The organism is Empedobacter sp. GD03865 (assembly GCF_029840775.1).
GTDB classification, from domain to species: Bacteria; Bacteroidota; Bacteroidia; order Flavobacteriales; family Weeksellaceae; genus Empedobacter; species Empedobacter falsenii_B.
Map to the genome: position 1 here is coordinate 83,576 of NZ_JAOCDF010000004.1, position 24,314 is coordinate 107,889.

Below are 24,314 nucleotides of genomic sequence, written 5' to 3' on the forward strand. Positions count from 1 at the left end.
TAATTGATTAAGCTGGATCAACTAAGAATAATGGTTGATCGTACTCAACTGGACTAGCGTCGTCCACTAAGATTTTTACAATTTTTCCAGAAACTTCTGATTCGATTTCGTTGAATAGCTTCATTGCTTCAACAATACATAAAACTTTACCTGGAGCAATAGCATCACCTACATTGATAAAAGGTTCTTTACCTGGTCCTGCAGCACGGTAGAAAGTACCAATCATAGGAGATTTAACTGTAATTAAATTACTATTTTCTTCTTCTGTTGATGTTGTAGAGTTATTTGCTGGTGCAGCTGCAGACGCTTGAGGAGCGGCAATTGGAGCTACAGGAGCTTGTGGTACATAAATTTGTTGAGATGCAACTTGTGCAGGTACGCTTGCTAAAGTTTTGATTTTGATTTCGATGTCATCTTGTTTGATGCTTACTTCAGCAACTTCTGCTTTTGATACGAATCTAATTAAATTTTGAATGTCTTTAATGTCCATATAATGCGGTTTTTTATTTGACCTTTTATGTTTGTTTTTTATAAAACGATTTCAAAGGTATTGAAAAAAAAATAAAAAAAGCTGTTTCTTTTTAGAAACAGCTTCAAAATCTTTCGAAGATTATATTATTCAGTAACTTCTTGTACTTTCTCTAATACTACTTTACCTTTGTAGTATAATTTTCCGTCAGACCAGTGAGCTCTGTGATATAAATGTGCTTCACCTGTTGTTTTATCGATTGCTAATTGTGGAGCTTCGATTTTGTAGTGTGTTCTACGTTTATCTCTTCTTGTTGACGACTGTCTTCTCTTAGGATGTGCCATATCTAACTACTTTTTTTTCTTTATTTCTATAATTTATTTTAATAATAAAAACCAATTAAGGTTTCAAATCTTTCAATTTTGCCCAACGAGGATCAATGTCGTTATTATCGTCATCGTCATCATTGTTGTTGTCTTCATCGTAATGCTCGTATTCTTCATCTTCGTCTAATTCGTAAATGCTGTATTGGTCTAACAATTCAATCATTTCAGAATCGCTTTTGCCATTCAAGACATCGGGATGAATTCGTTTTGTTGGTACTGATAACATTGCCAATTCATAAAGAACTTGCGCAACGTTGATTTGGTATTCCTCTCTTGGAATTACCCACATTTCAAAATCAGTATCGTCAAACTCGTTTCCAAATTTAACAATTAATTCTGCATTATTTGAAATTTCTTGTTGAAACAATTCTCCAGTCAAATCACAAGGGACTGTAATGTCTCCTTTTAAGCTGATTTCTAACTCAAGCATTGTTGATTTTTTATCTAAAATAATTGTTGCAATTAAATTAGGATTGTCAAAATCTTGCTCAATTTCAAATAAATCAAAGAACGATTGTGATAATTCGAATGTAAAATCACTCTTACCAAAAGGCAAGCTTGTAAATACAATATTATAATTTTTTAACTTGTCCATACCACAAAAAGGTGTGCAAAGATAATCTAATTTATTTAAAATTAATAGCTCTTTGCAACTTATTTTAAATTTTTATTCTTTATTATCGCCTTTTTCTAATTTTAGATGGATATGTTGCAATACATTTTTTGTTAGCTCTTGGTATTCGTTTCGATTTTTATATAATTCGATCGCTGAAAAAATAGCTTCCTTAAATGATTCTTCGTTTGCAATTCCTTTTCCTGCGATGTCGTAAGCCACACCATGATCTGGCGAAGTTCGTACAAATTTTAATCCAGCTGTATAATTAACGCCTTCATCAAAACTAATTGTTTTGAATGCCACCAATCCTTGATCGTGATACATGGCCAAAACCGCATCAAAAGCGTCTAAATTACTTGGATTGAAAAAACTATCTGCCGAATAAGGTCCAAAAACTAATTGATTTTCGTTAATGCAACGCTCGATAACTGGCGAAATAATTTCTTTTTCTTCTGATCCTAACAGACCATTGTCACCTGCATGAGGATTAAGACCTAAAACTGCAATTTTTGGTTTTTCGATGGCGTAATCTTCAATCAAACTTTTATGAATTTGTTGAATTTTTGCATAAACAGATTTTGGATTAATTTGTTTTGCAACTTCGCTAATTGGAATATGTTGCGTTACTAAACCAACTCTCAATTTTTCTGAAACTAAGAACATCAAAGGTTTTCCTCCCCAAATTTCTCCTAAATATTCGGTATGACCTGGGAAATGAAATTCTTCGGACTGAATATTATCTTTATTAATTGGAGCCGTTACCAAAACATCAGTAAAACCATCTGAAACAGATTTTGCAGCCGCTTTTAATGATTGATAAGCGTGTTCACCAGCTTCTTTGGTTACTTTACCATAATGTACATCAATTTGATCTTTCCAAAGATTAACCACATTGATTTTTCCGTCTACAATTTGATTCGCATCTTGAATACCTTGAAAATTGATTCGGTCAAATTTTAAACGATCTTTTTGATACGATAATAATTTGGTTGAACCGAAAATAACAGGCGTAAAAAACTCTGTTATTTCTTTTTCTTGTAAGGTTTTTAAGATAACCTCAATTCCGATTCCGTTATAATCACCAATCGAGATGGCAACTCTAATTTTTCTATCTTTTTCAGACATAATGTTAGTTTAATATGATTGGCTGGATGGTTTGTATTTTTTTAAAAATCTTTTGTAAATTAAATCTACAATTAAACCTCCAATCCATGATGAAAAGAATAAAACTGGACAGATCGCAATTTCGTACCAAGTTGGGTGATAAGGCGTGATAAGAACGTCGCCTAATGCAACGATTAACACAATAAAACCTACAAACATCGTGTAAGCTTGTTTAGCTCTTCTTACGATAAGTGCTGTTATAACACCTCCAACTAAAGCTGCAATTCCACTAATTGCGAGCATTGATCCAAAAAATTGAACTTCGAATTTTTTTCCTTCTTGGTGCGAAAAGTATTTGATGATGTGTCTCCATTCCGGAAAAACTTTGTTGTCCCATCCCAATCTATCCGCGTTGTATATAAGACCAAATTGTATGATAGCGTAGATAACAGCTAATCCTACTATTACAGCAATTGTGTTTCTTAATACAGTTTTGTCTTTTAGCATAATATTTTATTAGTCTGCAATAGCGATTACAGAAATTTCAACATTTACGTCGCGTGGTAAACGAGCAACTTCTACACATTCGCGTGCAGGATAATTTTCGTCATTAAAATAAGAAGCATAAACTTCGTTAACTGCGTTGAAATCATTCAAATCCTTAACAAAAATTGTTGTTTTTACAACTTGGTCAATTGTTGTTCCGCCAGCTTCTAAAATTGCAATTACATTTTTCATTACTTGATGAACTTCATCTTGAATACCTGTTGTAACCAATTCATTTTTTTCTACATTGAAAGGAATTTGTCCTGATGTGTAAATAAATCCGTTGTATTTTACACCTTGTGAATAAGGTCCAATTGCTTGTGGTGCTTTTTCTGTATGAACGATTTGTTTTTTCATATTAATATTTTTTTAGTAATTAAGTCTTGATCTATCGTTGTATTTTAAATCTTGTAAGATTGATGCTTTGATTCCGATAAAGAAATCATAACTTTTATATGTTCCCATTGGTGTCCAGTTGAATGATAAGGTAAAGCTTCGTAAATCTCTTTCAAAACCAAAACGTACATAAGTTATTTCACTTTTGATGAAATCGTAAGTTGCATTTGCAGAAATTGCCCAATATGGTGTTGGCGAAATTTTACCATTCATTGCAATAGAACCTGTGCTACTTCCTTTTCGTTCTGTTCCTTTGCTATAATTATAACTTAAATTAGCTGTTAAACTCCAAGGAATAGCAAATTGCGCATAATTATCGCTGTCATAATAGAAATTTTCATCACGAACTGTTCCACGTTTTTTATAGTTCTTGGCATCGAAACGTTTTCCGCCAAATGTACTATTGTCAAATGTATAACCAGTTCCTAATGTCATATTCGAAATACGAAGATTTCCTAAGCCAAGTTCATCAATGTATTGAGCAACTTCACTTCCTTCAGCATTCATGTAACGTTGAATTTTATATGGATTAACAGTTGACGAAAATTGTACGTTTACTTTTCTATCAAACAAAGATGTCATTCCGTTAATACTGATTGGAGAAAGTTTAAATTCATCTGCAGAGAAGTTATAAGATGAACTCAAACGTAAATATTCAAATATCTTTACTTTTTTGAAACCTTTCGGGTCATTTACATCTTTTACTTTCATCTCTAAGTTGTTCGAAATTCCAAAGTTTAATGAATTTGTCAAACCAGGAATTGATACACCATACAACATGTTTTGATATTGATTGTACCAAACTTCTTCTTGATTTTGGTTTTGATAAGCTTTGTAATATCCCCAAGATTGACTTTGGAAATCCGGCGTATAACTATAACCAATAGATGGTGTAATCACGTGCTGAATTCCTAAAATCTTAGCATCTTTATTTGGATTAAGATATAATCCATAAATATTTGTTGAAACAGAAGCATTGAAATTAAATGTTCGATAAGAATTGAATCCTTTCAATGTTGTATCTTCTACTTTTCCGTTAACAGAATTGTAATTTTTAATCAAACGATTATCACCCCAAACTTCATTATAGTCAGAAGAAAGTGTTAATGGGAAATAATTAGCAAGTGTAATACCTGTTTGCAAACCAATTTTGTGATTCGCACCCATTCGCATTTGATCTTTCCACATTTTATCTGTAAAAATATCTTTGTCGTTGGTGTTAACTTCATTTCCGGCTTGCATACTATATGTTAAACCAAGATTTTGAATTAAACCTTCTTTTGGCATATTTTTCTTTGCAAAAGGGAAAATACGAGACATTGTCAAATTGAAACGAGGAAATGCAATGTTAATATCTCCAGTATTATAGTTTTGAGAGTGAGACATACTCAATTGAGCTGTTAGAGGTGCATTCTCAAAGTTTTTTGTTAAGTTGATAGACGAGTTAACGTTGTTTGTAAAAACTTGTCCAGTATTGATGTATTGATTTCGTACAGATTCACGGTAATATTTCGAACTCGAAAAGTTAACGTTGGCATTGAACAGCCAATATGGATTTGCTTTTGGGTCTTGGCTATGCGACCACATTACACCAAACATATTTTGTTTAGAAAACGCATTAGAACCTTCGGTAAGACCTTTGATACCAGTTAAGCGATTTTCTACATTCGCTGCAAGTCGTCCATTGTATTTATAACGTTTTTTATAGGTAGACTCGGCTCTAGCAGCCCAACTACCTTTTGTATAAACATCTCCCGAAAGTTTTAAATCGAAATTATCTCCAAATGGAACATAAAACCCTAAATCTTCGATAAAGAAACCAAGATTTGTACGCTCACCTGGGCGAGGCATCAAAATACCTGCGGCACGTTTTGCGCCCATCGCTGGGATGTACCCAAATGGTAATGCTAATGGTGTTGGTACGTCATAAATCCACATATTGATAGGTCCGGTAATCAATGTTTTTTTACCATTTTTATCAATCATTTTTCCTTCTTTGGCACGAAGAAAATAATCTGGTCGAGTATCTTTTCCTTCCTTAAAATAAGTATCCGTTGTAAAATCGGCACGTTTTAACAACATTACCGAATCATTGACACGCTTCGCTTTATCAGCAATGATGATTCCATCTTCTTGCGTCATGCGAATGTTATATGCAATTCCAACTTTCGTTTTGAAATTTACTTTGAAAGCATCTTGCAAAATTTCTTGTTGACCTTGTGTAAACTTAGTTTTTTCAATAATATTCCCAATAGAATCGCGCTTACCTTCGGCATATACATCACCTGTATCCCAATTTAGTTCGATATAATCTGCATCAATAGTCATATCGCCGTAAACTACATGTGCCTTACGCAAAAGGTAAGTCATACGTTTTTTACGATTATGTATTTCGTCCTCGGAATTGTGCTCTACCACAAACTCTAATTTCTCTTTTACAGGGATAATAGTATCTAATTTCACAGAATCAGAAACTATCTTAGAGTGATCTTTATCGTTATTATTTTGCTTAACTTGTCCAAAAGAAACGGTGCAAACCATAACTGGACTAAAAAATAAAATCGATTTAATTGCCTTTGTAAACAAATTGAAAAACTTATTTTTTATAAATTGCGTCAAAATTAATCAAAAAAACAAACCTATAGTATGAGTTTAAAAATGATTAACATACAAAAGTATTTATTTTTTGCGATGATGATGGTATTTTCTACATTTTCATTTGCACAAAAAAAGCAAAATTTTGTAATTGTTATTGATGCTGGTCATGGTGGACATGATGCTGGAGCAAGGGGAGTCGCTGATTATGAAAAGAATATCACGTTAGATGTTTCGAAAAGATTGGCGGAATTAATTAAGAAAAATCACAAAGATGTTAAAGTTGTTTTAACACGTGATACAGATATTTTTTTAGAATTATGGGAACGTACACGAATTTCAAATGATAATCATGCGAATTTATTTGTCTCGATTCACTGTAATTCGGCTGATAACAAAAGCGCAACGGGAACAGAAACATTTGTAATGGGATTGAAACGATCTAACGAAACAGATGAAGTTTCTAAACGTGAAAACTCGGTTGTGTTTTTAGAGAAAGATCAAGAACGTTACGAAAAATTTAATCCAAATGATCCGGAAGCGGTTATCGCTTTTGAGATTATGAATGCAGCTTATAAAGAACAATCTATTCGTTTTGCAGATTTGGTAGAAAAAGGTTTCGTAAATCGTGATTTCAGAAAAAGTAGAGGTGTTAAACAAGCAAATTTTCACGTGTTGAGAGGAAATGCTTCTCCTTCTGTTTTGGTAGAGTTAGGATTTATTTCGAATTATGATGAAGGAACATTTTTAGCATCAGACGAAGGAAAAGATAAAACGACGACTACAATTTATGAAGCTTTTAAACAATTCAAAAAAGAATATGACCGTAGAAGTGGAGTAGAGGACGAGGATGAAAAACCTAAGCCAGTTAAAAAAGTTGAAAAACCTGTAGAAGGAAAAAAATTGAAGGTAAGGGTAATGGAATCTAAAATGAAATTTTCTTCAACTTCGCCGCAATTAAGAGGTTTAACAGATTTAGATGTAATTCAGGAAGGTGATAATTACGTGTATTATTACGGAGAAACAGATTTACAATCTCGTGCAGATGATTTGTTGCAAACGGTAAAACGTAAAGGATTTTCTGGTGCAAAAATTGTAGAATTTGAAACGAATAAAAAATTAGAAGGTGGTAAAAATTATCGTGTTCAGTTTATGACATCAAATAAAAAATATAAAGACAAAGACGAAAAATTTAATGGATTGACAAATGTGTTGCGAGTAAAAGAAGGTGGACTTCAGAAATATTATTATGGCTCTGATAAAACAATGGAATCTGCTCAAAAAACATTGAAACAAGTACAAGACAAAGGTTTTAGAAACGCCTTTATCGTTACATTTAATGGTGAAGAACCAATGTAAACGTAATATAAAATGTTTCTTTACAAATTAAATTTTATTTTTGCATAAAATCATAACAAGTGAAGTTATCTAAAGAATTAAAAATAGGAGTTGTTACCATCTTAACCTTAGTAGGTTTTTTCATGCTATTCAATTTCTTAAAAGGTCAAAATATTTTTTCATCAGGACGTTTGTTTACTGTAAAATACGAAAATGTAAGCGGATTAGCTCCTTCTAAACCTGTTTCTGTAAACGGTTTGAGAGTTGGTCAGGTGAAAGAAATTAAAATTATAGATACTGCAAAACCTATCTATTTTGAAGTCGTGATTTCTGTCGAAAAAGATATTCAATTTTCGAAAAAAACAATTGCAGAAATTTACGAACCAGGAATTATGTCTGGACCAGAAGTTAGACTTTTATTAGACTATGGACCAGATGTAGCAAAAGATGGTGATTATTTACAAGGTCGTATTGCAGGCGGAATGTTAGATGGTTTGACGAAACAATTAACGCCAACACAAGCAAAGTTAGATAGTGTTTTATTAAGTTTTAATCAAACATTAGGAAGTGTAAACAATGTTTTGGATCCGTCAACTCAACAAGATATTAAAGCAATGTTGAGAAACTTGAATCATACAATTGATTCGTTCGACAAAACAGCGCAATCGTTGACTGCAACATCAAATAGTGCAAATAATTTGATCAAAACAAACGAAAAGACATTGAACACAACGCTTAACAATGCAAGTGCTACAATGGCTTCTGCAAAAGCTACGGTTGACAAATTTGGAAAAACTGCGGATAAATTAAACGCGTTAGAATTAGATCAAGTGATTAAGAATTTTGAAAATGCGTCTAAAAACTTAAATACATTGTTAGAAGATATGAATAATGGAAAAGGTTCTTTAGGAAAATTAGCAAAAGATGAAACGCTTGCTAACGAACTTGAAGCAACAATCAAAAATATGAATGAATTGGTAACAGACTTAAAGAAAAACCCAAGTCGTTATGTGAACATCTCTGTTTTTGGTAAAAAGCAACCAGTTCAGCCATAAAATCAAAACTAAAATTTAAATACTCAAAACTCACAAAAAGACTAATAAAAAATGATGAAGTACATTCCAAATGTAATCTTTCTTCTAATTATGATAGGAAGTATTTGGTTCTTTGCGCAAAACGTAAAGAAACTTATACGTAACATCAAATTAGGGAAAGAAATAGATCGTTTCGATCATCCTGCGGAAAGGTGGAAAACGATGGCTCGTGTGGCTTTAGGACAAGGTAAAATGACTGTTCGTCCTCTTGCTGGTATTCTACATGTTTTTGTTTATGTAGGATTTGTTTTAATCAATATCGAAGTATTAGAAATTATCATCGATGGTGTATTCGGAACACACCGTATTCTAAGTTTCTTAGGAGGTTTCTATAACGGAATGATAGGGTTTTTCGAGATTTTAGCCTTTTTGGTGATGGTTTCGTGTATCATTTTCTTCTGTAGAAGAAACTTTGTAAAAGTTGGACGTTTTTGGAAACCAGAAATGAAAGGCTGGGCAAAAGACGATGCTAATTATATCCTAATTATGGAGGTTGCATTTATGTTGGCTTTATTTACAATGAATGGTGCAGATCAAGTGTTACAAAAAATGGGTGCACCTCATTATATCGAAACAGGATCTTTTCCAATTTCTTCTTGGTTAACAGCACCAATTATTAGTCAATTCAACGACATCACATTTATTACAATTATAGAAAGAGCAGCTTGGTGGTTTCATATCATCGGAATTTTCTTTTTCTTAAATTATTTGTATTATTCAAAACATTTACACATCATTTTGGCTTTTCCAAACACATGGTTTTCTAAGTTAGAACCAAAAGGAGAATTCAATAATTTACAATCTGTAACAGATGAGGTAAAAATGATGATGGATCCAAATGCAGATCCTTACGCAGCACCTGCCGAACCACAGGGAGAGCCAGAAACATTTGGAGCAAAAGATATTTTTGATTTAAACAGAGTACAATTACTGAATGCCTACACATGTACGGAGTGTGGACGTTGTACGTCTGAATGTCCAGCAAATTTGACAGGAAAAAAATTATCTCCTCGAAAAATTATGATGGATACGCGCGATCGTTTAGAAGAAGTAAGTAAAAACATCGATATAAACGGAAGTTTTGTAGATGATGGTAAAATGCTTGTCAACGATTACATTTCGCCAGAAGAATTATGGGCATGTACATCTTGTAATGCATGTACACAGGCTTGTCCAGTAAATATCGATCCGTTATCAATTATTGTTGATTTGCGTCGTTATTTGGTAATGGAACAATCTGCTGCACCAAACGAGTTGAACATGATGATGACAAATGTCGAAAACAATGGAGCTCCTTGGCAATTTAACAATGCGGATAGATTGAATTGGGCAAACGATTAAAATTGTAAAATACAATTACTCATTCTCAAAGAACTATTAATTTTTGTACATAACACACAAACACAGCACACATGGAAAATTTCTTAGAGGAAAAAATTGAAAACGGAGAAAGAGTAAGTCCTATTTTACCAGAAAATGTTAAAAATTATTTAATTGACATTGATGGAACAATTTGCGATGATATTCCAAATGAAGAACCAGAACGTATGCTAACTGCGGAGTTATATCCTGATGCTTTGGTAACGTTAAACAAATGGTACGACGAAGGGCATATTATCACATTTTTTACATCACGTACAGAAGAACATCGTGAGTACACAGAAATTTGGTTGAAAAAACATGGTTTCAAATATCATGGACTTTTAATGGGAAAACCTCGTGGAGGAAATTATCATTGGGTAGACAACCATTTAGTAAAAGCAACACGATACAATGGTAAATTTACAGATTTGGTAGAAAAAAATGTTTCGATTCAAGTTTTTGATGATGGAAAACATTAAACCAAATCCATTCAAATAACACAAAGACTACAAAAAAATATGTCAAATATTACAGTTAAAACAATGGCTCAATATATGGCCGAAGGCAAACAACCAGAAGTTTTGTTTTGGGTTGGTTGCGCCGGAAGTTTTGATGACAGAGCTAAAAAAATAACACGAGCATTCGTTAAAATTTTAAATAATATTGGCGTAGAATTCGCCGTTTTAGGAACAGAAGAATCGTGTACAGGTGATCCTGCAAAGCGTGCTGGTAACGAATTTGTTTTCCAAATGCAAGCTATGATGAATATTGAAGTTCTGAATGCTTACGAAGTGAAAAAAATCGTTACAACTTGTCCACATTGTTTCAATACGTTGAAAAATGAATATCCAAGTTTAGGTGGAGAGTATGAGGTTTTGCATCATTCTCAATATTTACAACAGTTAATCAACGAAGGTAAATTGAAATTAGAAGGTTCTGAAACATTCAAAGGAAGACGAATCACTTTCCACGATCCTTGTTATTTAGGTCGCGGTAACGATGTGTATGAAGCGCCTCGTGAATTAATCGAAAAATTAGATGCCGAATTAGTCGAAATGAAACGTTGCAAAACACGTGGATTATGTTGTGGTGCTGGTGGAGCGCAGATGTTCAAAGAACCAGAAAAAGGAAACAAAGACATCAATGTAGAACGTACAGAAGAGGCTTTAGAGAAAGAGCCGCACATTATCGCAACAGGTTGTCCATTTTGTAATACAATGATGACAGACGGTGTAAAACACTTCGAAAAAGAATCAACGGTTATGGTAAAAGACTTAGCTGAATTGATTATGGAAGCGAAAGATTTATAATCGAATTTATAAAAATAATATAAAAAAGCCATCTCTTTGAGATGGCTTTTTTATGTAAAAATTTTAGCTTTCTAACATCTAACATCTAACATCTAACATCTAACATCTAACATCTAACATCTAACATCTAACATCTAACATCTAACATCTAAAATTTCCGTATCTTTGAAACACAAATTTTAAACAAAGAGAAAATGAATTTAGCAGACGATTCAAGAATTTGGATTTTTCAAGCCAATCGTAAATTCTCAACAGAAGAAAAGCAAGCTATTACAGCTAAACTAAATACTTTTATAGCGGATTGGAATGCGCATGGCGCTGAACTTTTAGCTGATTTTGATTTACCTTATGATCAATTTATTGTAGTTGGTGTAGACGAAAATCAAGCGACAGCAAGTGGTTGTTCTATCGATAAATTAACGAAAATCGTACGCGAAATTGATGCAGATTATTCGTTCGATTTATTGAACAGAATGTTAGTTTCGTATGAAAATGAACAGGAAGTTTTTATCGAAAAATTACCAACATTCAAACAAAAAGTAAAAGAAGGAGAAATCAAAAATGTAAAAGTTTTCAATAATGGAATTTCTTCTTTGAATGATTTTAAAAATAATTGGTTGTTACCAATCGAAGAAAGTTGGGCAAAAACATTATTAAATTAAACGTTTAAAATCCAAAAAATAGTAAAGCCGAGTTTAGAAATAAGCTCGGTTTTATTTTTAATAAAATATTGTTGAAAAAACACTATTTTTACGTAATAATAAATTAAAAATACTATGAAAAACAAAGGATGTCTTATTGGCGGAGTGATTCTTTTAGTTCTTGCAGGAATCGTTTTCTGGGGAATTGGAGTTTCGAATACGATTAAAACAACAGACCAAGGTGTACAAAAACAATGGTCGAATGTAGAAAATACATATCAAAAACGTTCAGATTTAGTTCCAAATTTAGTGAACACGGTAAAAGGTGCTGCGAATATGGAAAAAGAAACGTTAACAGCTGTAATTGATGCACGTGCAAAAGCGACTTCTAATCAAATTAAAATTGATGATCCAAGTCAATTAACAGATGCAAATATTGCGAAATTTCAACAAGCTCAAGATCAATTAGGATCTACATTAAGCCGTTTATTGGTTTCTGTTGAAAAGTATCCGGATATTAAATTCAATCAAAACTTTACTTCTTTACAAGCAGAATTATCTTCTATCGAGCAAGAAGTTTTATTTGAGAGAAAAAAATACAACGATGCTGCAGAGAAATTCAATAACATGATTATAACTTTCCCTAACAGCTTAATCGCTGGTTTTACAGGTGCTACGAAAAAAGGTTATTTCAAAGCTGCTGCAGGATCTGAAAATGCTCCTAAAGTAGAATTCTAATCATTATGGGAAATAAGAAACATAAATTTCTTTCCTCAAAAGATGAAAAAAAAATAATCGAAGCCATCCAAAAAGCGGAGAAATATACAAGTGGGGAAATTCGAGTTCATATTGAATTCGAATCTTCTCCCAATCATTTTGATAAAGCTTTAGAGGTGTTTGAACGATTAGAAATGCACAAAACCAAAGATAGAAATGGTGTGTTGTTTCATGTTTCACCAACCGATCATAACTTTACAATTATTGGTGATAAAGGAATTGATCAAGTGACACCAGATGATTTTTGGGATGATATAAAAGAAGAGGTCATCAAGCATTTCAAAAAAGAACATTATGTAAAAGGGCTTTGTGAAGGAATAAAAAAAACAGGCAAAGCACTTAAAAAATATTTTCCTTATCAAGAGGATGATACAAACGAATTACCAGATGAAATTAGCTACAGTTAAATACTTTTTTCTAACTTTTTTTCTAACTATTTTAACCGTTTTTGGGCAAACGCCTAAAGAATTGGTTAATATCAAGCATCCACCCAAAAAACTTGTGCAAGATTATGCACATGTTTTTGATGCAATGCAGTTGGATGAATTAGAACGAAAATTAGTAGCCTATGATGATTCAACATCTACTCAAATTTTGGTATTAACAGTGAAGTCTCTAGATGGTTATCCGTTAGAAATGTTTGCAAATGATATTGGTGAAAAATGGAAAGTTGGTACACAAGGAAAAGATAATGGAGTTGTAATTGTTTTAAGTGAACAAGATCGTAAGATTACGATTAGAACAGGTTATGGAGCTCAAATTTATCTACCACCAAGTGTCAACAAATCGATTATTGACAATGTTATTATTCCGTATTTCAAACAAGGTGATTATGCTGATGGAATAAATGCTGGAGTCAATTCTATTTTTCAAGCTTTTGCAGGAAAATACAAGCAAGACAAACCAAAATCGCAAGAACCAGAAATGGATTGGTTTGCATTGATTTTTGCAATCGGTTTTTTCATCTTTATTTTTATTATTATATCGAAAGGTAAAGGTGGTAATAATGGCGGAAATGGTGGCAGACGAAGAAGTTTGTTAGATGATATTATCATTATGAACACAGGAAGTTCTGTTTTCGGTGGCGGAGGTTTCGGCTCAGGAGGAAGTTCTTGGGGTGGATCATCTGGTGGCGGAGGCGGCTTTGGTGGTTTCGGAGGCGGAAGCTTTGGAGGTGGAGGTGCTTCTGGTAGTTGGTAATATTTTTTTACATGAAACAGAATTATAGTATTAAATGGTTAATTGAAAATTATGAACAAGGGGTAAACCTGAAGTTTATATATTTTTGGGGACATTCTAATAAGTATAAAGAAGAAATCGGTAAATTTTGTTTCAGTCAATGGTTTCAATCTGAGTTCATTGTTAATGAAATTATTTTTAAGACGTCAGAACATTGGATGATGGCTCAAAAAGCATTATTATTTAATGACTTTGAAAATTTTGAAAAAATTATTAGTTCTGATTCTCCAAAGATTGCTAAAGAAATAGGACGTCAAGTAGATAATTTTAATGAGGAGATTTGGAATGCAATGAAATATAAAATAGTAGTTGCAGGAAATGTTCATAAATTTATTCAGAATGAATCATTAAAAGATTTTTTATTAAATACGAATGATAAAATAATTGTAGAAGCAAGTCCTGTTGATACAGTTTGGGGAATAGGTCTTACTCAAGATAGTAAAGATATTGATAATCTATATCTTTGGCGAGGAGAAAATTTGTTAGGGTTTGTATTAATGGAAGTTAGAGAATATTTGAAACAATTTAAATTAGATAATTTATTGGATTCAACTATACTTCCTCCTTGGAAAATGTATCCTGAATTAGATCAAGATGATATGTTTTGGAGAATGGGAAAAGGAGAAGATTATTTAATAAATTTTACACAAAAATATTTGAAATTATCTTTTGAAGACAAACTTTTATATTCTATAACTTATATAGAACCTCATAATTGGTTAGGCTTTTATGAAGATTTCTAATCTTAATTATTATATTAAATAAACCCAAAAATCCGAACGAAACCATTCGGATTTTTTTATGACTGAACATTATTCGTTAAATTCGTTTTCTAAATCAGTTTATGGAACTTCTCAATCATATTTACACCAATCAACGCAGCAATACAAACGATACGTCGGATGCGAGATCAGAATATCAGCGCGATTATGATCGTATTATTTTTTCGTCTGCCTTTCGTCGTTTGCAAAACAAAACGCAAGTTTTTCCTTTGCCAGGAAGTGTTTTTGTCCACAATCGATTGACGCATTCGTTAGAAGTTTCGTCTGTTGGGCGTTCGATGGGAAATTTGGTTGGAAAGTTTATTTCCGAAAATTATAAATTAACAAAGGAGTCGCAGGAGTTTTATAAGTACAGTATTCACGATGTGATTTCAGCGGCGTGTTTATGCCACGATATCGGAAATCCGGCTTTTGGACATTCGGGTGAAGATGCAATTGCTTCTTATTTTGATCGTCACGAAACAGATTTGAAACAATATTTTACTGATGCTGAATGGGCTGATTTAATAAATTTTGAAGGAAACGCGAATGCAATCCGAATTTTGACACAACAACAAAACGGAAAATCGGAAGGTGGTTTGCGTTTAACCTATTCTACGTTGGCTGCGATTGCAAAATATCCGTGCGAATCAGTTGCAAAAGATAAAAGTCAATTGCATCGAAAGAAGTTTGGATTTTTTCAGGCACAAAAAGAAGCTTTCCGAACAATTGCTGAAAAAACAAATATGATTTTGGAACAAGATTCACCAATTATTTACAAGCGACATCCGTTTGTGTGGTTGGTAGAGGCGGCAGACGATATTTGTTATTCGATTATTGATGTCGAAGATTCGCAACGTTTAGGAATTATTGACCATGATAAATGCCGAAAATTATTCTTGAATTTAGTCGAATCTTTAGATCCATCTCAAATTGATAAAACAAAAAATACATTGAAATTAATTTCAGATAAAAATGATCGAATAGCGTATTTACGCGCCAAATCAATTAACTTATTGACTCAAAAATCGGTTGAAGTTTACCAAAATAATTTTGATCAGATTGTAAAAGGAGAATTTAAAACAGCTTTGTTAGATGTCATTAAAAATGAAACAGAACAAGTTACCAAAAGGGTTTTGGACGAAATTCAACGTTTCTCTATTGAAAATATTTACAATCATCGTTCTGTTCTTGAAATTGAAAATGCAGGTTATAATGTAATGTCCGAATTGCTTTCACAATTTATTCCACCAATTTTGAAAGATGAAAAAGAACGCAAAACCTTTGAGAAAAAAGCCTTGCGTTTAGTTCCTGCTCAGTTTCTATATGAGAAAGGAACAAAGTATCAAAAGGTAATGGGAATCTTGGATTATGTTTCGGGAATGACTGATAATTACGCAACTGAATTGTATCGCCGTATCAAAGGAATCGAAATTGGAATGACAATTTAAGTACGAAATTAGAAGTTAGAAATTAGAAGTTAGAAATACGAGGTAGGAATTTCGTTATATTTTTAAATAACTAATTTCAAGTTTCGTAAAACGAACTTCGAGTTTCGAAAAACGCATAACTAAATAACATCACACAATAATGAAAAATGTAACAATACGAGAAGCAAAAAGAGAAGATTGTCCTCGAATTTTGGAATTGATTAAAGAATTAGCTTTGTACGAAAAAGCACCAGACGAAGTAACGGTAACCTTAGAAGAAATGGAAGAATGCGGGTTTGGAGAAAAACCAGTTTGGGGTTCTTTGGTAGCAGAAGTGGACGGAAATGTAGAAGGAATTGCGTTACATTACGATCGTTATTCAACTTGGAAAGGACGCAGATTATATTTGGAGGATTTAATCGTAACCGAAAAAATGCGCGGTTCTGGAATTGGTAAATTATTATTGGATGAATTAATTGTTTACGGAAAAGCAAATAATTATCACGGAATGGTTTGGCAAGTTTTGGACTGGAATGAACCTGCAATTAATTTCTACAAAAAATACACCGCCGATTTTGATCCAGAATGGATTAATGTTTCAGTGAATTTTTAAACAATAAAAAAGACTCAAATCATATGATTTGAGTCTTTTTTATTTTGCTTACCGCTTTCCGTTATTTCATAAATCCTTCATACCATTTCCACAAGATAATTCCTGTACAAACAGAAACGTTTAATGAATGTTTTGTTCCAGATTGTGGAATTTCGATACACGTATCACATTGATCAATGATTGATTGTTGCACGCCATCTACTTCATTTCCCATGACAATTGCATATTTCTGAGATTGGTCAACTTCAAATTCATTCAACAAAACAGAGCCTTCCGTTTGTTCAATTGTTACAATTTGATAACCATCTTCTTTTAGTTTTGCAATCAATTCATTTGAATCTTTTACATATTCCCAATCAACAGAATTTTCTGCACCAATTGCCGTTTTATGAATTTCTTTATGAGGTGGAGTTGCTGTAATTCCACACAAATAAATTTTATCAATTAAAAATGCATCCGAAGTTCTAAAAACCGCACCAACATTGTGCATACTTCTTACATTATCCAACACCACAACAATCGGATGTTTTTCAATAGCTTTATATTCTTCCGCAGAAACGCGACCTAATTCGTCTAATTTTAGTTTTCTCATCACTTCGTTTTTAACTAACTTAGCTGTTCAAAATTTATAATAATTTGACAAAAGTAGTAAAGAATAAGGAAACTCCTCTAATGAAACAATATAACACGATTAAGGCGAAATATCCTGATGCAATGTTGTTGTTCCGTGTGGGAGATTTTTACGAAACATTTGGAGAAGATGCTGTGCGAGCTTCTCGCATTTTAGATATAGTTTTAACGAAACGCGCCAATGGCTCTGATAATAGTGCTTTGGCAGGTTTTCCTCATCATAGTTTGAATACTTATTTACCGAAATTGGTGAAAGCTGGTTTGCGTGTTGCAATTTGCGATCAGCTCGAAGATCCAAAGATGGTAAAAGGTATCGTAAAACGTGGTGTTACAGAATTGGTTACGCCTGGTGTTGCGTTGCAAGATGAGGTTTTATCATCAAAATCGAATAACTTTTTGATGGCTGTTCATCAAGGTGATAAAGCTTTTGGAATTGCATTGTTAGATGTTTCGACGGGAGAATTTTTGGTTTCTGAAGGACAAGAAGATCAAGTGGCGAAGATTATTCAATCGTTTCGTCCAAGTGAAGTGATTTATCAAAAACGTGTCAAATATAATTTTTCTGATGTCAAAAGTAAGTTTTTGTTGGATGATTGGGCTTTTCAATATGATTTTGCAATTGATAAATTAACCAATCTTTTCAAAACTAAGAATCTTAAAGGTTTTGGAATCGAAGATTTAAAAGATGGAATTATATCTGCTGGCGCTATTTTAGCTTATTTGGATGATACGCATCATTTCGAAATTCAGCATTTAACATCTATTCAGCGTCTTAATCAAGATAGTTTTGTTTGGATGGATCCATTTACGATTCGCAATCTCGAATTGGTTTATTCTCCACATCCAAAAGGTGTTACGTTATTAAATGTTTTAGATGATACCAAAACTCCGATGGGTGCTCGTTTGCTGAATCGTTGGATGGTAATGGTGTTGAAAGATTTGAAATCAATTCAACGTCGTCAAAATATCGTTGAATATTTCTACAAATTTGGAGATTTACGTTACGATCTACGCGAAAAATTAGGACAATTAACCGATTTAGAACGTTTAGCTGGAAAAGCTTCGACAGGTAAAATTACACCTCGTCAATTACAACAATTAGCACAAAGCTTGAAAATTTCGGAGGAAATAAAAGAAGTTGCTGAACAATCAAATATCAAAGAAGTTGCAGATCTATTTACACGAATAGAATCGATTGATCATTTAACGCAAAAGATTTTTGATACCCTTTCTAATGAGCCACCTCATCAAATTGTAAAAGGAAATGTGATTAGAGATGGCGTTTCGGAAGAATTGGATCGATTAAGAAAAATTCAGTTTTCTGGAAAAGATTATTTGGATCAAATGTGTCAGCGTGAAACAGAGCGAACTGGAATTTCTTCCTTGAAAATTGCATTCAATAATGTGTTTGGTTATTATATTGAAGTTCGAAATACGCACAAAGATAAAGTGCCAGAAGAATGGATTCGTAAGCAAACTTTGGTGAATGCAGAACGTTATATTACCGAAGAATTAAAAGAATACGAAACACAAATTCTTGGCGCAGAAGAAAAAATTCTTGCAATAGAAAATCAATTATTTATTGAATTATTACAAGAAATTATCACCAAACTTTTACCTATTCAACAAACGGCAAAAGCAATTGCATTTTTGGATGTTTTGTCAACTTTTGCAGAAATAGCTGAGAAAAATAATTACACTAAACCTTCTCTTAATGATGGTTTTGAGTTAAATATAAAAGAAGGTCGCCATGCTGTGATTGAGCAACAATTACCAATTGGCGAGCAATATGTGTCGAATAATGTTGAGTTAAATTCGGATCATCAACAAATTATTATGATTACTGGACCAAATATGTCTGGTAAATCGGCGCTTTTACGTCAAACTGCTTTGATTGTTTTGATGGCGCAAATGGGAAGTTTTGTTCCAGCTCAAGCTGCAGATTTAGGAATCATTGATAAAGTTTTTACTCGAGTTGGTGCTTCAGATAATATTTCATCAGGTGAATCGACATTTATGGTCGAAATGAATGAGACAGCAAGTATCTTAAATAACATTTCGGAACGAAGTTTGATTTTATTGGATGAAATTGGTCGAGGAACTTCGACTTACGATGGAATTTCGATTGCATGGGCAATTGCAGAATTTTTACATCAAAGTGCCTTGAAACCAAAAACATTGTTTGCAACGCATTATCATGAATTGAATGAAATGTCAAAATCGATGGAACGTATCAAAAACTTTAATGTTAGTATCAAAGAAACAAAAGATACAATATTATTTTTGAGAAAATTAGTTCCAGGAGGAAGTGAGCACAGTTTTGGTATACATGTTGCTAAAATGGCTGGGATGCCAAAACGAGTGGTGGACAGAGCAAATGATGTGTTGAAAATTTTGGAAGCAACGAAAACAGATGAAGGAATCTCGAATAAAACGGAGAAAATAACGCAAGATAATATGCAATTAAGTTTCTTTCAGTTAGATGATCCTATTTTAGAATCGATTCGAGAAGAAATTATGAACACAGATATCAATACATTAACACCTGTTGAAGCATTGATGAAATTGAACGAAATCAAAAAGAAACTTGGTAAATAAACTTAAAAATATGAAGAAAATAATTTTAACCGTAGCAGGAGCTTTAGTCTTAGCTTCTTGTGCTACAAACCCTGTTACCGGACGTAAATCGTTGTCATTAGTTTCTAATGCAGATTTATTTCCGACAGCTTACAAACAATATTCTCAGGTTCTTAAACAAGGGAAAGTAATTACAGGTACTGCCGATGCTAAAATGGTGCAAACAGTAGGGGAACGTTTAAAATATGCCGCTGAAAAATATTATCAAGAAAAGGGAATATCTTCTCAATTACAAGGTTATCAATGGCAATTTACGTTGTTAAATGCAAACGAAGTAAATGCATGGTGTATGCCTGGAGGTAAAGTTGCGGTTTATTCAGGTATTTTACCTGTTACCAAAGATGCAACTGGATTGGCTGTTGTTTTAGGTCACGAAATTGGTCACGCTTTGGCTGGTCATAGTGCGGAGCAAGCTTCTCAGCAAATGGCCGCACAAGGTTTAGGACAAATAGTTGGTGGATCCATTGGAAATGCAGAATATGCAAAAGTTTTTGAACAATTATATCCTGTAGGTGCACAAGTTGGTTTACTAAACTATTCTCGTAAAATGGAATTAGATGCTGATGTTACAGGATTGTATTTAATGGCGATGGCGGGTTATGATCCTTCTCAAGCAATTCCTTTTTGGGAACGTATGGCGGCGAAAAGTGGAAATGCAGGAGTTTCAGAATTCTTGAGTACTCACCCTTCGGATGCGACGCGTATGGCTAAAATAAAGGAAGCCTTACCAACTGCTTTAGCATATTACAATGCAAGTCCGTATAAAGGAAAATAGAATAGTTTTTATTCATTTGTAAAATATAAGCGAGTTAATTTGATAAATTGATTCGCTTTTTTTATATTTAGTATTCAAAACCACAATTAAAATTAAAATGATTAACAATTTTAGAATCAATTCGTTTTCTGAATATAAGAAAGCGTATAAAAAAAGTGTCGAGGAGCCTGAAAAATTTTGGGATAAAATTGCTGGAAACTTCGTTTGGCAAAAGAAATGGGACAAAACACTTGAATATAATTTTGAACAAGCAGATTTTAAATGGTTTCAAGGTGGACAACTAAATATTACCGAAAATGTTTTGGATCGTCATTTGGAAAAAAATGGAAACAAAACAGCTTTAATTTGGGAACCAAATAATCCTTTAGAAGAATCTCGAATTATTACATATCGTCAATTGCATTCAAAAGTTTGCCAATTTGCGAATGTCTTAAAAAATAATGGCGTACAAAAAGGAGATCGTGTGTGTATTTATATGCCAATGATTCCAGAATTAGCCATCGCGATGTTAGCTTGTGCTCGTATTGGCGCGGTACATTCTATTGTTTTTGCAGGATTTTCTTCTGCTGCAATTGCCTCTCGTATCAACGATGCGCAATGTAAAGTTTTGGTGACGGCAAACGAAGTTTTTCGTGGAACGAAATCAATTAACTTAAAAGCAATTTGTGATGAAGCGTTAAAAGATTGTGCTTCTATTCAGTCGTGTATTGTTTATCGTCGTGCTATAGAGCCTACTTCTATGGTTGGTGGACGTGATAAATTTTGGATTGATGAAATGCATAAAGTAGACGATAATTGTCCTGCGGAAATTATGGATGCTGAAGATCCTTTGTTCATCTTGTATACTTCTGGTTCTACGGGAAAACCAAAAGGAATGGTGCATACGTGTGGTGGATATATGGTAGAAACGGCTTATTCGTTCGATAATATTTTTCAAATGGAGCATAACGATATTTATTGGTGTACAGCAGATATTGGTTGGATTACGGGGCATAGTTACATTATTTATGGACCTTTGGCTTGTGGAGCAACTTCGGTAATGTTCGAAGGAATTCCAAGTTTTCCAGATTTTGGACGTTTTTGGGAAATTGTCGAAAAATTAAAAGTGACACATTTCTATACAGCTCCAACAGCAATTCGTTCGTTAGCTCGTGAATCGTTAGATTATGTCGAGAAATATGATTTATCAAGTCTTAAAGTTTTAGGATCAGTTGGTGAACCAATTAACGAAGAAGCTTGGCACTGGTTTAATGATTATATTGGAAAAGGAAATTGTCCAATTGTGGATACATGGTGGCAAACAGAAACAGGATCTATTTTGATTTCGCCATTAGCAGGAATTACGCCGCTTCGTCCAACGTTTGCAACATTACCGCTTCCTGGAATTCAGCCAGTTTTAATGGATGAACAAGGAAAAGAAGTAGAAGCAGTAAATGAAAAAGCAGAAGGACGTTTAGCAATTAAATTTCCTTGGCCATCTATGGCTCGTACTATTTATGATGATCATAAACGCTATGTAGAAACTTATTTTTCAACATTTCCGGGCTATTATTTTACAGGAGATGGAGCGTATCGTGATGTAATGGAAAATTATCGAATTACAGGACGTGTAGATGATGTGGTGATTGTTTCTGGACATAATTTAGGAACTGCGCCAATAGAAAATGCGATAAATGAACACGAAGCTGTAGCGGAAAGCGCAGTTGTTGGCTATCCTCATGATATCAAAGGAAATGCATTATATGCTTTCGTGATTTTACAAGATGGAGTACAAGGTTCACCAGAACTTGAAGCAGAAATAAAAAATGGAGTTTCTAAATTAATTGGAGCAATTGCAAAACCAGATAAAATACAGTTTGTTTCAGGTTTACCAAAAACGCGAAGCGGAAAAATTATGCGTCGTATTTTAAGAAAAATTGCAGGTAACGAAACTGATTTTGGCGATACTTCAACATTATTAGATCCAGATGTTGTAACTGTTATTCAGAAAGGAAAAATTTAAAGTAAGGCTGAGGTTAAGATTTAGCCTAAGTTTATCAGAATAATTTTCAAAACAAAAAGCATTACCCAAAAAGTAATGCTTTTTTGGTTTGATTATTTTAGATAAATTTTCTCTTCTAAATTTCCTTTATATAGCCGATATTCAATGCATTTTTTGTAATTTTGTTGACTTTTTAAAGGTATGATAAAAATTTCACCAGTTTTAGAATCGTATTTAGATCATCATGTGGATCAAGAACCTGAAATCTTGAACCGATTACGTGTTGAAACCTATCAATGTACAACGCAGCCCCACATGATTTCGGGAGAATATCAAGGTCGTTTGTTAAGCATTTTGTCAAAGATTTTAGCTCCAAAAACTATTTTAGAGTTAGGAACTTTTACAGGTTACGCAACATTGTGTTTGGCAGAAGGTTTAACTACTGATGGAAAAATCATAACGATAGATAAAAATGATGAGTTAGAATATCTTTGCAGAAAGTATTTTGATGAATCAGAATTTGCCTCAAAAATTGATTTCAGAATCAATGATGCGCGTGAAGAATTGAACACAATTGAAAAAGATTCTGTAGATTTAGCTTTTATTGATGCCGATAAAGAGAGTTACCCTTATTATTTCGAGAAGGTTTTGGAACTTCTTCGTCCCGGAGGAGCAATGTTAGTTGACAATGTGTTGTGGTACGGAAAAGTGATGATGGAGGAGGAAGATAAAAAAGATCCTTCGACAAAAATCTTGAAAGAATTTAATGAGATGGTAACGAAAGATGAACGTGTCGAATCGATCATTTTACCAATTCGTGATGGAATTACGTTAATTCGAAAAAGATAATGAAGTACGCCATTTGTCAAGTAAGTGTTGCGCCATTGCGCTCCGAAGCAAGAGATTCATCAGAAATGGTGAGTCAGGTTTTGTTTGGAGAAAAGTTGATTATTTTAGAAGGATTAGAAAAATGGACGAAAGTTCGATTGGCTTTTGATGGTTATGAAGGTTGGCTTGATCCAAAACAAATTGTAGAAATTTCGGAAGAAGAATATAACAAAGATTCAATCGAGAAATTTGCTATCAATCCGTACAATCATGCAATGGAAAATGGTTTGCCAATGACGTTGACAATTGGAGCTGAAGTTCGCGCTTTGAATGAAAGTAAAATCAAAATTGGTCCAAAATGTTTTGAATATTTTGGGGTATATACTTCTGGTAAAAAATCAAAAGATCAATTGGTCGAAATAGCAAAAGCCTATCTAAATGTTCCTTATTTATGGGGCGGAAAATCTTCTTTTGGAATTGATTGTTCTGGTTTAACGCAACAAGTGTATAAAATAGGCGGTTACAAAATTCCGAGAGATGCTTATCAACAAGCGGAAATGGGCGAAGTCTTGAGTTTTGTAGAAGAAGCAGAACCTGGAGATTTAGCTTTTTTTGATAATGCAGAAGGTCGAATTATTCATGTCGGAATTATGTGTGGCAATGGAAAAATTTTGCATGCGCACGGAAAAGTTCGCATTGACCCAATCGATACAAATGGAATTTTCAATACCGATTCTCAAAAATATTCGCATAAACTGCGATGCATTCGAAAATTAATTCCTTAAT

General features: G+C 33.3%; 25 protein-coding genes. 17 read left to right on the forward strand and 8 right to left on the reverse strand.

Annotated elements, in window-relative coordinates; genetic code table 11:
* Nucleotides 1-7: 7 nt before the first annotated feature.
* The 7 genes from accB to N5D46_RS02775 form a co-directional block, all read right to left on the reverse strand.
* The gene (gene accB, locus N5D46_RS02745; protein WP_125348723.1) at nt 8-490 is read right to left on the reverse strand and encodes an acetyl-CoA carboxylase biotin carboxyl carrier protein; all 483 of its coding nucleotides are present in this window, start codon (nt 488-490) and stop codon (nt 8-10) included.
* Between the two features lie 125 nt (nt 491-615).
* Nucleotides 616-813, reverse strand: coding sequence for a 50S ribosomal protein L32 (gene rpmF, locus N5D46_RS02750; RefSeq protein WP_019975824.1), 198 nt, complete (start codon nt 811-813; stop codon nt 616-618).
* A 55-nt stretch (nt 814-868) separates the two neighbouring features.
* Entirely contained in the window at nt 869-1,450 is a 582-nt protein-coding gene (locus N5D46_RS02755; RefSeq protein ID WP_125348725.1) for a DUF177 domain-containing protein, read from the reverse strand.
* Between the two features lie 72 nt (nt 1,451-1,522).
* Complete coding sequence (gene pdxA / locus N5D46_RS02760) at nt 1,523-2,596, reverse strand: 4-hydroxythreonine-4-phosphate dehydrogenase PdxA (RefSeq protein ID WP_125348727.1); 1,074 nt, start codon at nt 2,594-2,596, stop codon at nt 1,523-1,525.
* 9 nt (nt 2,597-2,605) lie between these two features.
* The gene (locus N5D46_RS02765; protein ID WP_125348729.1) at nt 2,606-3,082 is read right to left on the reverse strand and encodes a hypothetical protein; all 477 of its coding nucleotides are present in this window, start codon (nt 3,080-3,082) and stop codon (nt 2,606-2,608) included.
* Between the two features lie 9 nt (nt 3,083-3,091).
* A complete protein-coding gene (locus N5D46_RS02770) occupies nt 3,092-3,478 on the reverse strand; it encodes a RidA family protein (RefSeq protein WP_125348731.1) in 387 nt (128 codons plus the stop codon).
* Nucleotides 3,479-3,490: 12 nt separating this feature from the next.
* Nucleotides 3,491-6,103, reverse strand: coding sequence for a putative LPS assembly protein LptD (locus N5D46_RS02775; RefSeq protein ID WP_280049128.1), 2,613 nt, complete (start codon nt 6,101-6,103; stop codon nt 3,491-3,493).
* A gap of 72 nt (nt 6,104-6,175) precedes the next feature.
* Between N5D46_RS02775 and N5D46_RS02780 the strand changes: the two genes are divergently transcribed.
* From N5D46_RS02780 to N5D46_RS02835, 12 genes are all read left to right on the forward strand, one after another.
* On the forward strand, nt 6,176-7,471 hold the full coding sequence (locus tag N5D46_RS02780; RefSeq protein ID WP_257467976.1) for an N-acetylmuramoyl-L-alanine amidase: 1,296 nt from the start codon (nt 6,176-6,178) through the stop codon (nt 7,469-7,471).
* Between the two features lie 59 nt (nt 7,472-7,530).
* Complete coding sequence (locus N5D46_RS02785) at nt 7,531-8,505, forward strand: MlaD family protein (protein WP_038332017.1); 975 nt, start codon at nt 7,531-7,533, stop codon at nt 8,503-8,505.
* A 54-nt stretch (nt 8,506-8,559) separates the two neighbouring features.
* A complete protein-coding gene (locus tag N5D46_RS02790) occupies nt 8,560-9,885 on the forward strand; it encodes a (Fe-S)-binding protein (RefSeq protein WP_280049150.1) in 1,326 nt (441 codons plus the stop codon).
* A 71-nt stretch (nt 9,886-9,956) separates the two neighbouring features.
* Nucleotides 9,957-10,385 carry a phosphoheptose isomerase gene (locus N5D46_RS02795; RefSeq protein WP_115001477.1) on the forward strand — a complete coding sequence of 143 codons (429 nt, stop codon included), beginning with the start codon at nt 9,957-9,959 and terminating at the stop codon, nt 10,383-10,385.
* Between the two features lie 39 nt (nt 10,386-10,424).
* Complete coding sequence (locus tag N5D46_RS02800) at nt 10,425-11,216, forward strand: (Fe-S)-binding protein (protein ID WP_038332021.1); 792 nt, start codon at nt 10,425-10,427, stop codon at nt 11,214-11,216.
* 194 nt (nt 11,217-11,410) lie between these two features.
* Nucleotides 11,411-11,878 carry an ABC transporter ATPase gene (locus N5D46_RS02805; RefSeq protein WP_280049129.1) on the forward strand — a complete coding sequence of 156 codons (468 nt, stop codon included), beginning with the start codon at nt 11,411-11,413 and terminating at the stop codon, nt 11,876-11,878.
* Nucleotides 11,879-11,992: 114 nt separating this feature from the next.
* A complete protein-coding gene (locus N5D46_RS02810; protein WP_125348741.1) occupies nt 11,993-12,595 on the forward strand; it encodes a LemA family protein in 603 nt (200 codons plus the stop codon).
* 5 nt (nt 12,596-12,600) lie between these two features.
* Nucleotides 12,601-13,041: a TPM domain-containing protein gene (locus tag N5D46_RS02815; protein ID WP_219033625.1), complete on the forward strand. Its 441-nt coding sequence runs from the start codon at nt 12,601-12,603 to the stop codon at nt 13,039-13,041.
* Complete coding sequence (locus N5D46_RS02820) at nt 13,022-13,834, forward strand: TPM domain-containing protein (protein ID WP_280049130.1); 813 nt, start codon at nt 13,022-13,024, stop codon at nt 13,832-13,834. The genes N5D46_RS02815 and N5D46_RS02820 overlap by 20 nt, the downstream gene beginning before the upstream one ends.
* Before the next feature lie 11 nt (nt 13,835-13,845).
* Nucleotides 13,846-14,616: an NADAR family protein gene (locus N5D46_RS02825; protein ID WP_125348745.1), complete on the forward strand. Its 771-nt coding sequence runs from the start codon at nt 13,846-13,848 to the stop codon at nt 14,614-14,616.
* Between the two features lie 101 nt (nt 14,617-14,717).
* The gene (locus N5D46_RS02830; protein ID WP_280049131.1) at nt 14,718-16,085 is read left to right on the forward strand and encodes a deoxyguanosinetriphosphate triphosphohydrolase; all 1,368 of its coding nucleotides are present in this window, start codon (nt 14,718-14,720) and stop codon (nt 16,083-16,085) included.
* Nucleotides 16,086-16,224: 139 nt separating this feature from the next.
* Nucleotides 16,225-16,677 (forward strand): GNAT family N-acetyltransferase, encoded by a 453-nt coding sequence (locus N5D46_RS02835; protein WP_280049133.1) that lies wholly within the window; start codon nt 16,225-16,227, stop codon nt 16,675-16,677.
* Between the two features lie 61 nt (nt 16,678-16,738).
* Here N5D46_RS02835 and N5D46_RS02840 read toward each other — a convergent pair whose 3' ends face one another.
* Entirely contained in the window at nt 16,739-17,269 is a 531-nt protein-coding gene (locus tag N5D46_RS02840; RefSeq protein WP_280049134.1) for an RNA methyltransferase, read from the reverse strand.
* Nucleotides 17,270-17,349: 80 nt separating this feature from the next.
* On the opposite strand from N5D46_RS02840, the gene mutS reads away from it, so the two are divergent.
* From mutS to N5D46_RS02865, 5 genes are all read left to right on the forward strand, one after another.
* Nucleotides 17,350-19,905, forward strand: coding sequence for a DNA mismatch repair protein MutS (gene mutS / locus N5D46_RS02845; RefSeq protein WP_280049135.1), 2,556 nt, complete (start codon nt 17,350-17,352; stop codon nt 19,903-19,905).
* A 10-nt stretch (nt 19,906-19,915) separates the two neighbouring features.
* Nucleotides 19,916-20,719: a M48 family metallopeptidase gene (locus N5D46_RS02850; protein WP_280049137.1), complete on the forward strand. Its 804-nt coding sequence runs from the start codon at nt 19,916-19,918 to the stop codon at nt 20,717-20,719.
* Between the two features lie 97 nt (nt 20,720-20,816).
* Nucleotides 20,817-22,721, forward strand: coding sequence for an acetate--CoA ligase (gene acs, locus N5D46_RS02855; RefSeq protein WP_280037598.1), 1,905 nt, complete (start codon nt 20,817-20,819; stop codon nt 22,719-22,721).
* A gap of 180 nt (nt 22,722-22,901) precedes the next feature.
* The gene (locus tag N5D46_RS02860) at nt 22,902-23,549 is read left to right on the forward strand and encodes a class I SAM-dependent methyltransferase (RefSeq protein ID WP_280049138.1); all 648 of its coding nucleotides are present in this window, start codon (nt 22,902-22,904) and stop codon (nt 23,547-23,549) included.
* Nucleotides 23,549-24,313, forward strand: a complete 765-nt coding sequence (locus N5D46_RS02865) for a C40 family peptidase (protein ID WP_280049139.1) — start codon at nt 23,549-23,551, stop codon at nt 24,311-24,313. The genes N5D46_RS02860 and N5D46_RS02865 overlap by 1 nt, the downstream gene beginning before the upstream one ends.
* Nucleotide 24,314: the final 1 nt, after the last annotated feature.

Bases quoted from the DNA above. Each gene is read 5' to 3' on its own strand.
- N5D46_RS02790 (WP_280049150.1), top strand. From the start codon at position 8,560: ATGAAGTACATTCCAAATGTAATCTTTCTTCTAATTATGATAGGAAGT.
- N5D46_RS02865 (WP_280049139.1), top strand. From the start codon at position 23,549: ATGAAGTACGCCATTTGTCAAGTAAGTGTTGCGCCATTGCGCTCCGAA.
- N5D46_RS02830 (WP_280049131.1), top strand. From the start codon at position 14,718: ATGGAACTTCTCAATCATATTTACACCAATCAACGCAGCAATACAAAC.
- N5D46_RS02840 (WP_280049134.1), bottom strand. From the start codon at position 17,269: ATGAGAAAACTAAAATTAGACGAATTAGGTCGCGTTTCTGCGGAAGAA.
- pdxA (WP_125348727.1), bottom strand. From the start codon at position 2,596: ATGTCTGAAAAAGATAGAAAAATTAGAGTTGCCATCTCGATTGGTGAT.
- rpmF (WP_019975824.1), bottom strand. From the start codon at position 813: ATGGCACATCCTAAGAGAAGACAGTCGTCAACAAGAAGAGATAAACGT.
- accB (WP_125348723.1), bottom strand. From the start codon at position 490: ATGGACATTAAAGACATTCAAAATTTAATTAGATTCGTATCAAAAGCA.
- N5D46_RS02820 (WP_280049130.1), top strand. From the start codon at position 13,022: ATGAAATTAGCTACAGTTAAATACTTTTTTCTAACTTTTTTTCTAACT.
- N5D46_RS02795 (WP_115001477.1), top strand. From the start codon at position 9,957: ATGGAAAATTTCTTAGAGGAAAAAATTGAAAACGGAGAAAGAGTAAGT.
- N5D46_RS02815 (WP_219033625.1), top strand. From the start codon at position 12,601: ATGGGAAATAAGAAACATAAATTTCTTTCCTCAAAAGATGAAAAAAAA.
- N5D46_RS02805 (WP_280049129.1), top strand. From the start codon at position 11,411: ATGAATTTAGCAGACGATTCAAGAATTTGGATTTTTCAAGCCAATCGT.
- N5D46_RS02860 (WP_280049138.1), top strand. From the start codon at position 22,902: ATGATAAAAATTTCACCAGTTTTAGAATCGTATTTAGATCATCATGTG.
- N5D46_RS02780 (WP_257467976.1), top strand. From the start codon at position 6,176: ATGATTAACATACAAAAGTATTTATTTTTTGCGATGATGATGGTATTT.
- N5D46_RS02850 (WP_280049137.1), top strand. From the start codon at position 19,916: ATGAAGAAAATAATTTTAACCGTAGCAGGAGCTTTAGTCTTAGCTTCT.
- N5D46_RS02825 (WP_125348745.1), top strand. From the start codon at position 13,846: ATGAAACAGAATTATAGTATTAAATGGTTAATTGAAAATTATGAACAA.
- mutS (WP_280049135.1), top strand. From the start codon at position 17,350: ATGAAACAATATAACACGATTAAGGCGAAATATCCTGATGCAATGTTG.
- N5D46_RS02835 (WP_280049133.1), top strand. From the start codon at position 16,225: ATGAAAAATGTAACAATACGAGAAGCAAAAAGAGAAGATTGTCCTCGA.
- N5D46_RS02810 (WP_125348741.1), top strand. From the start codon at position 11,993: ATGAAAAACAAAGGATGTCTTATTGGCGGAGTGATTCTTTTAGTTCTT.
- acs (WP_280037598.1), top strand. From the start codon at position 20,817: ATGATTAACAATTTTAGAATCAATTCGTTTTCTGAATATAAGAAAGCG.
- N5D46_RS02770 (WP_125348731.1), bottom strand. From the start codon at position 3,478: ATGAAAAAACAAATCGTTCATACAGAAAAAGCACCACAAGCAATTGGA.
- N5D46_RS02765 (WP_125348729.1), bottom strand. From the start codon at position 3,082: ATGCTAAAAGACAAAACTGTATTAAGAAACACAATTGCTGTAATAGTA.
- N5D46_RS02800 (WP_038332021.1), top strand. From the start codon at position 10,425: ATGTCAAATATTACAGTTAAAACAATGGCTCAATATATGGCCGAAGGC.
- N5D46_RS02755 (WP_125348725.1), bottom strand. From the start codon at position 1,450: ATGGACAAGTTAAAAAATTATAATATTGTATTTACAAGCTTGCCTTTT.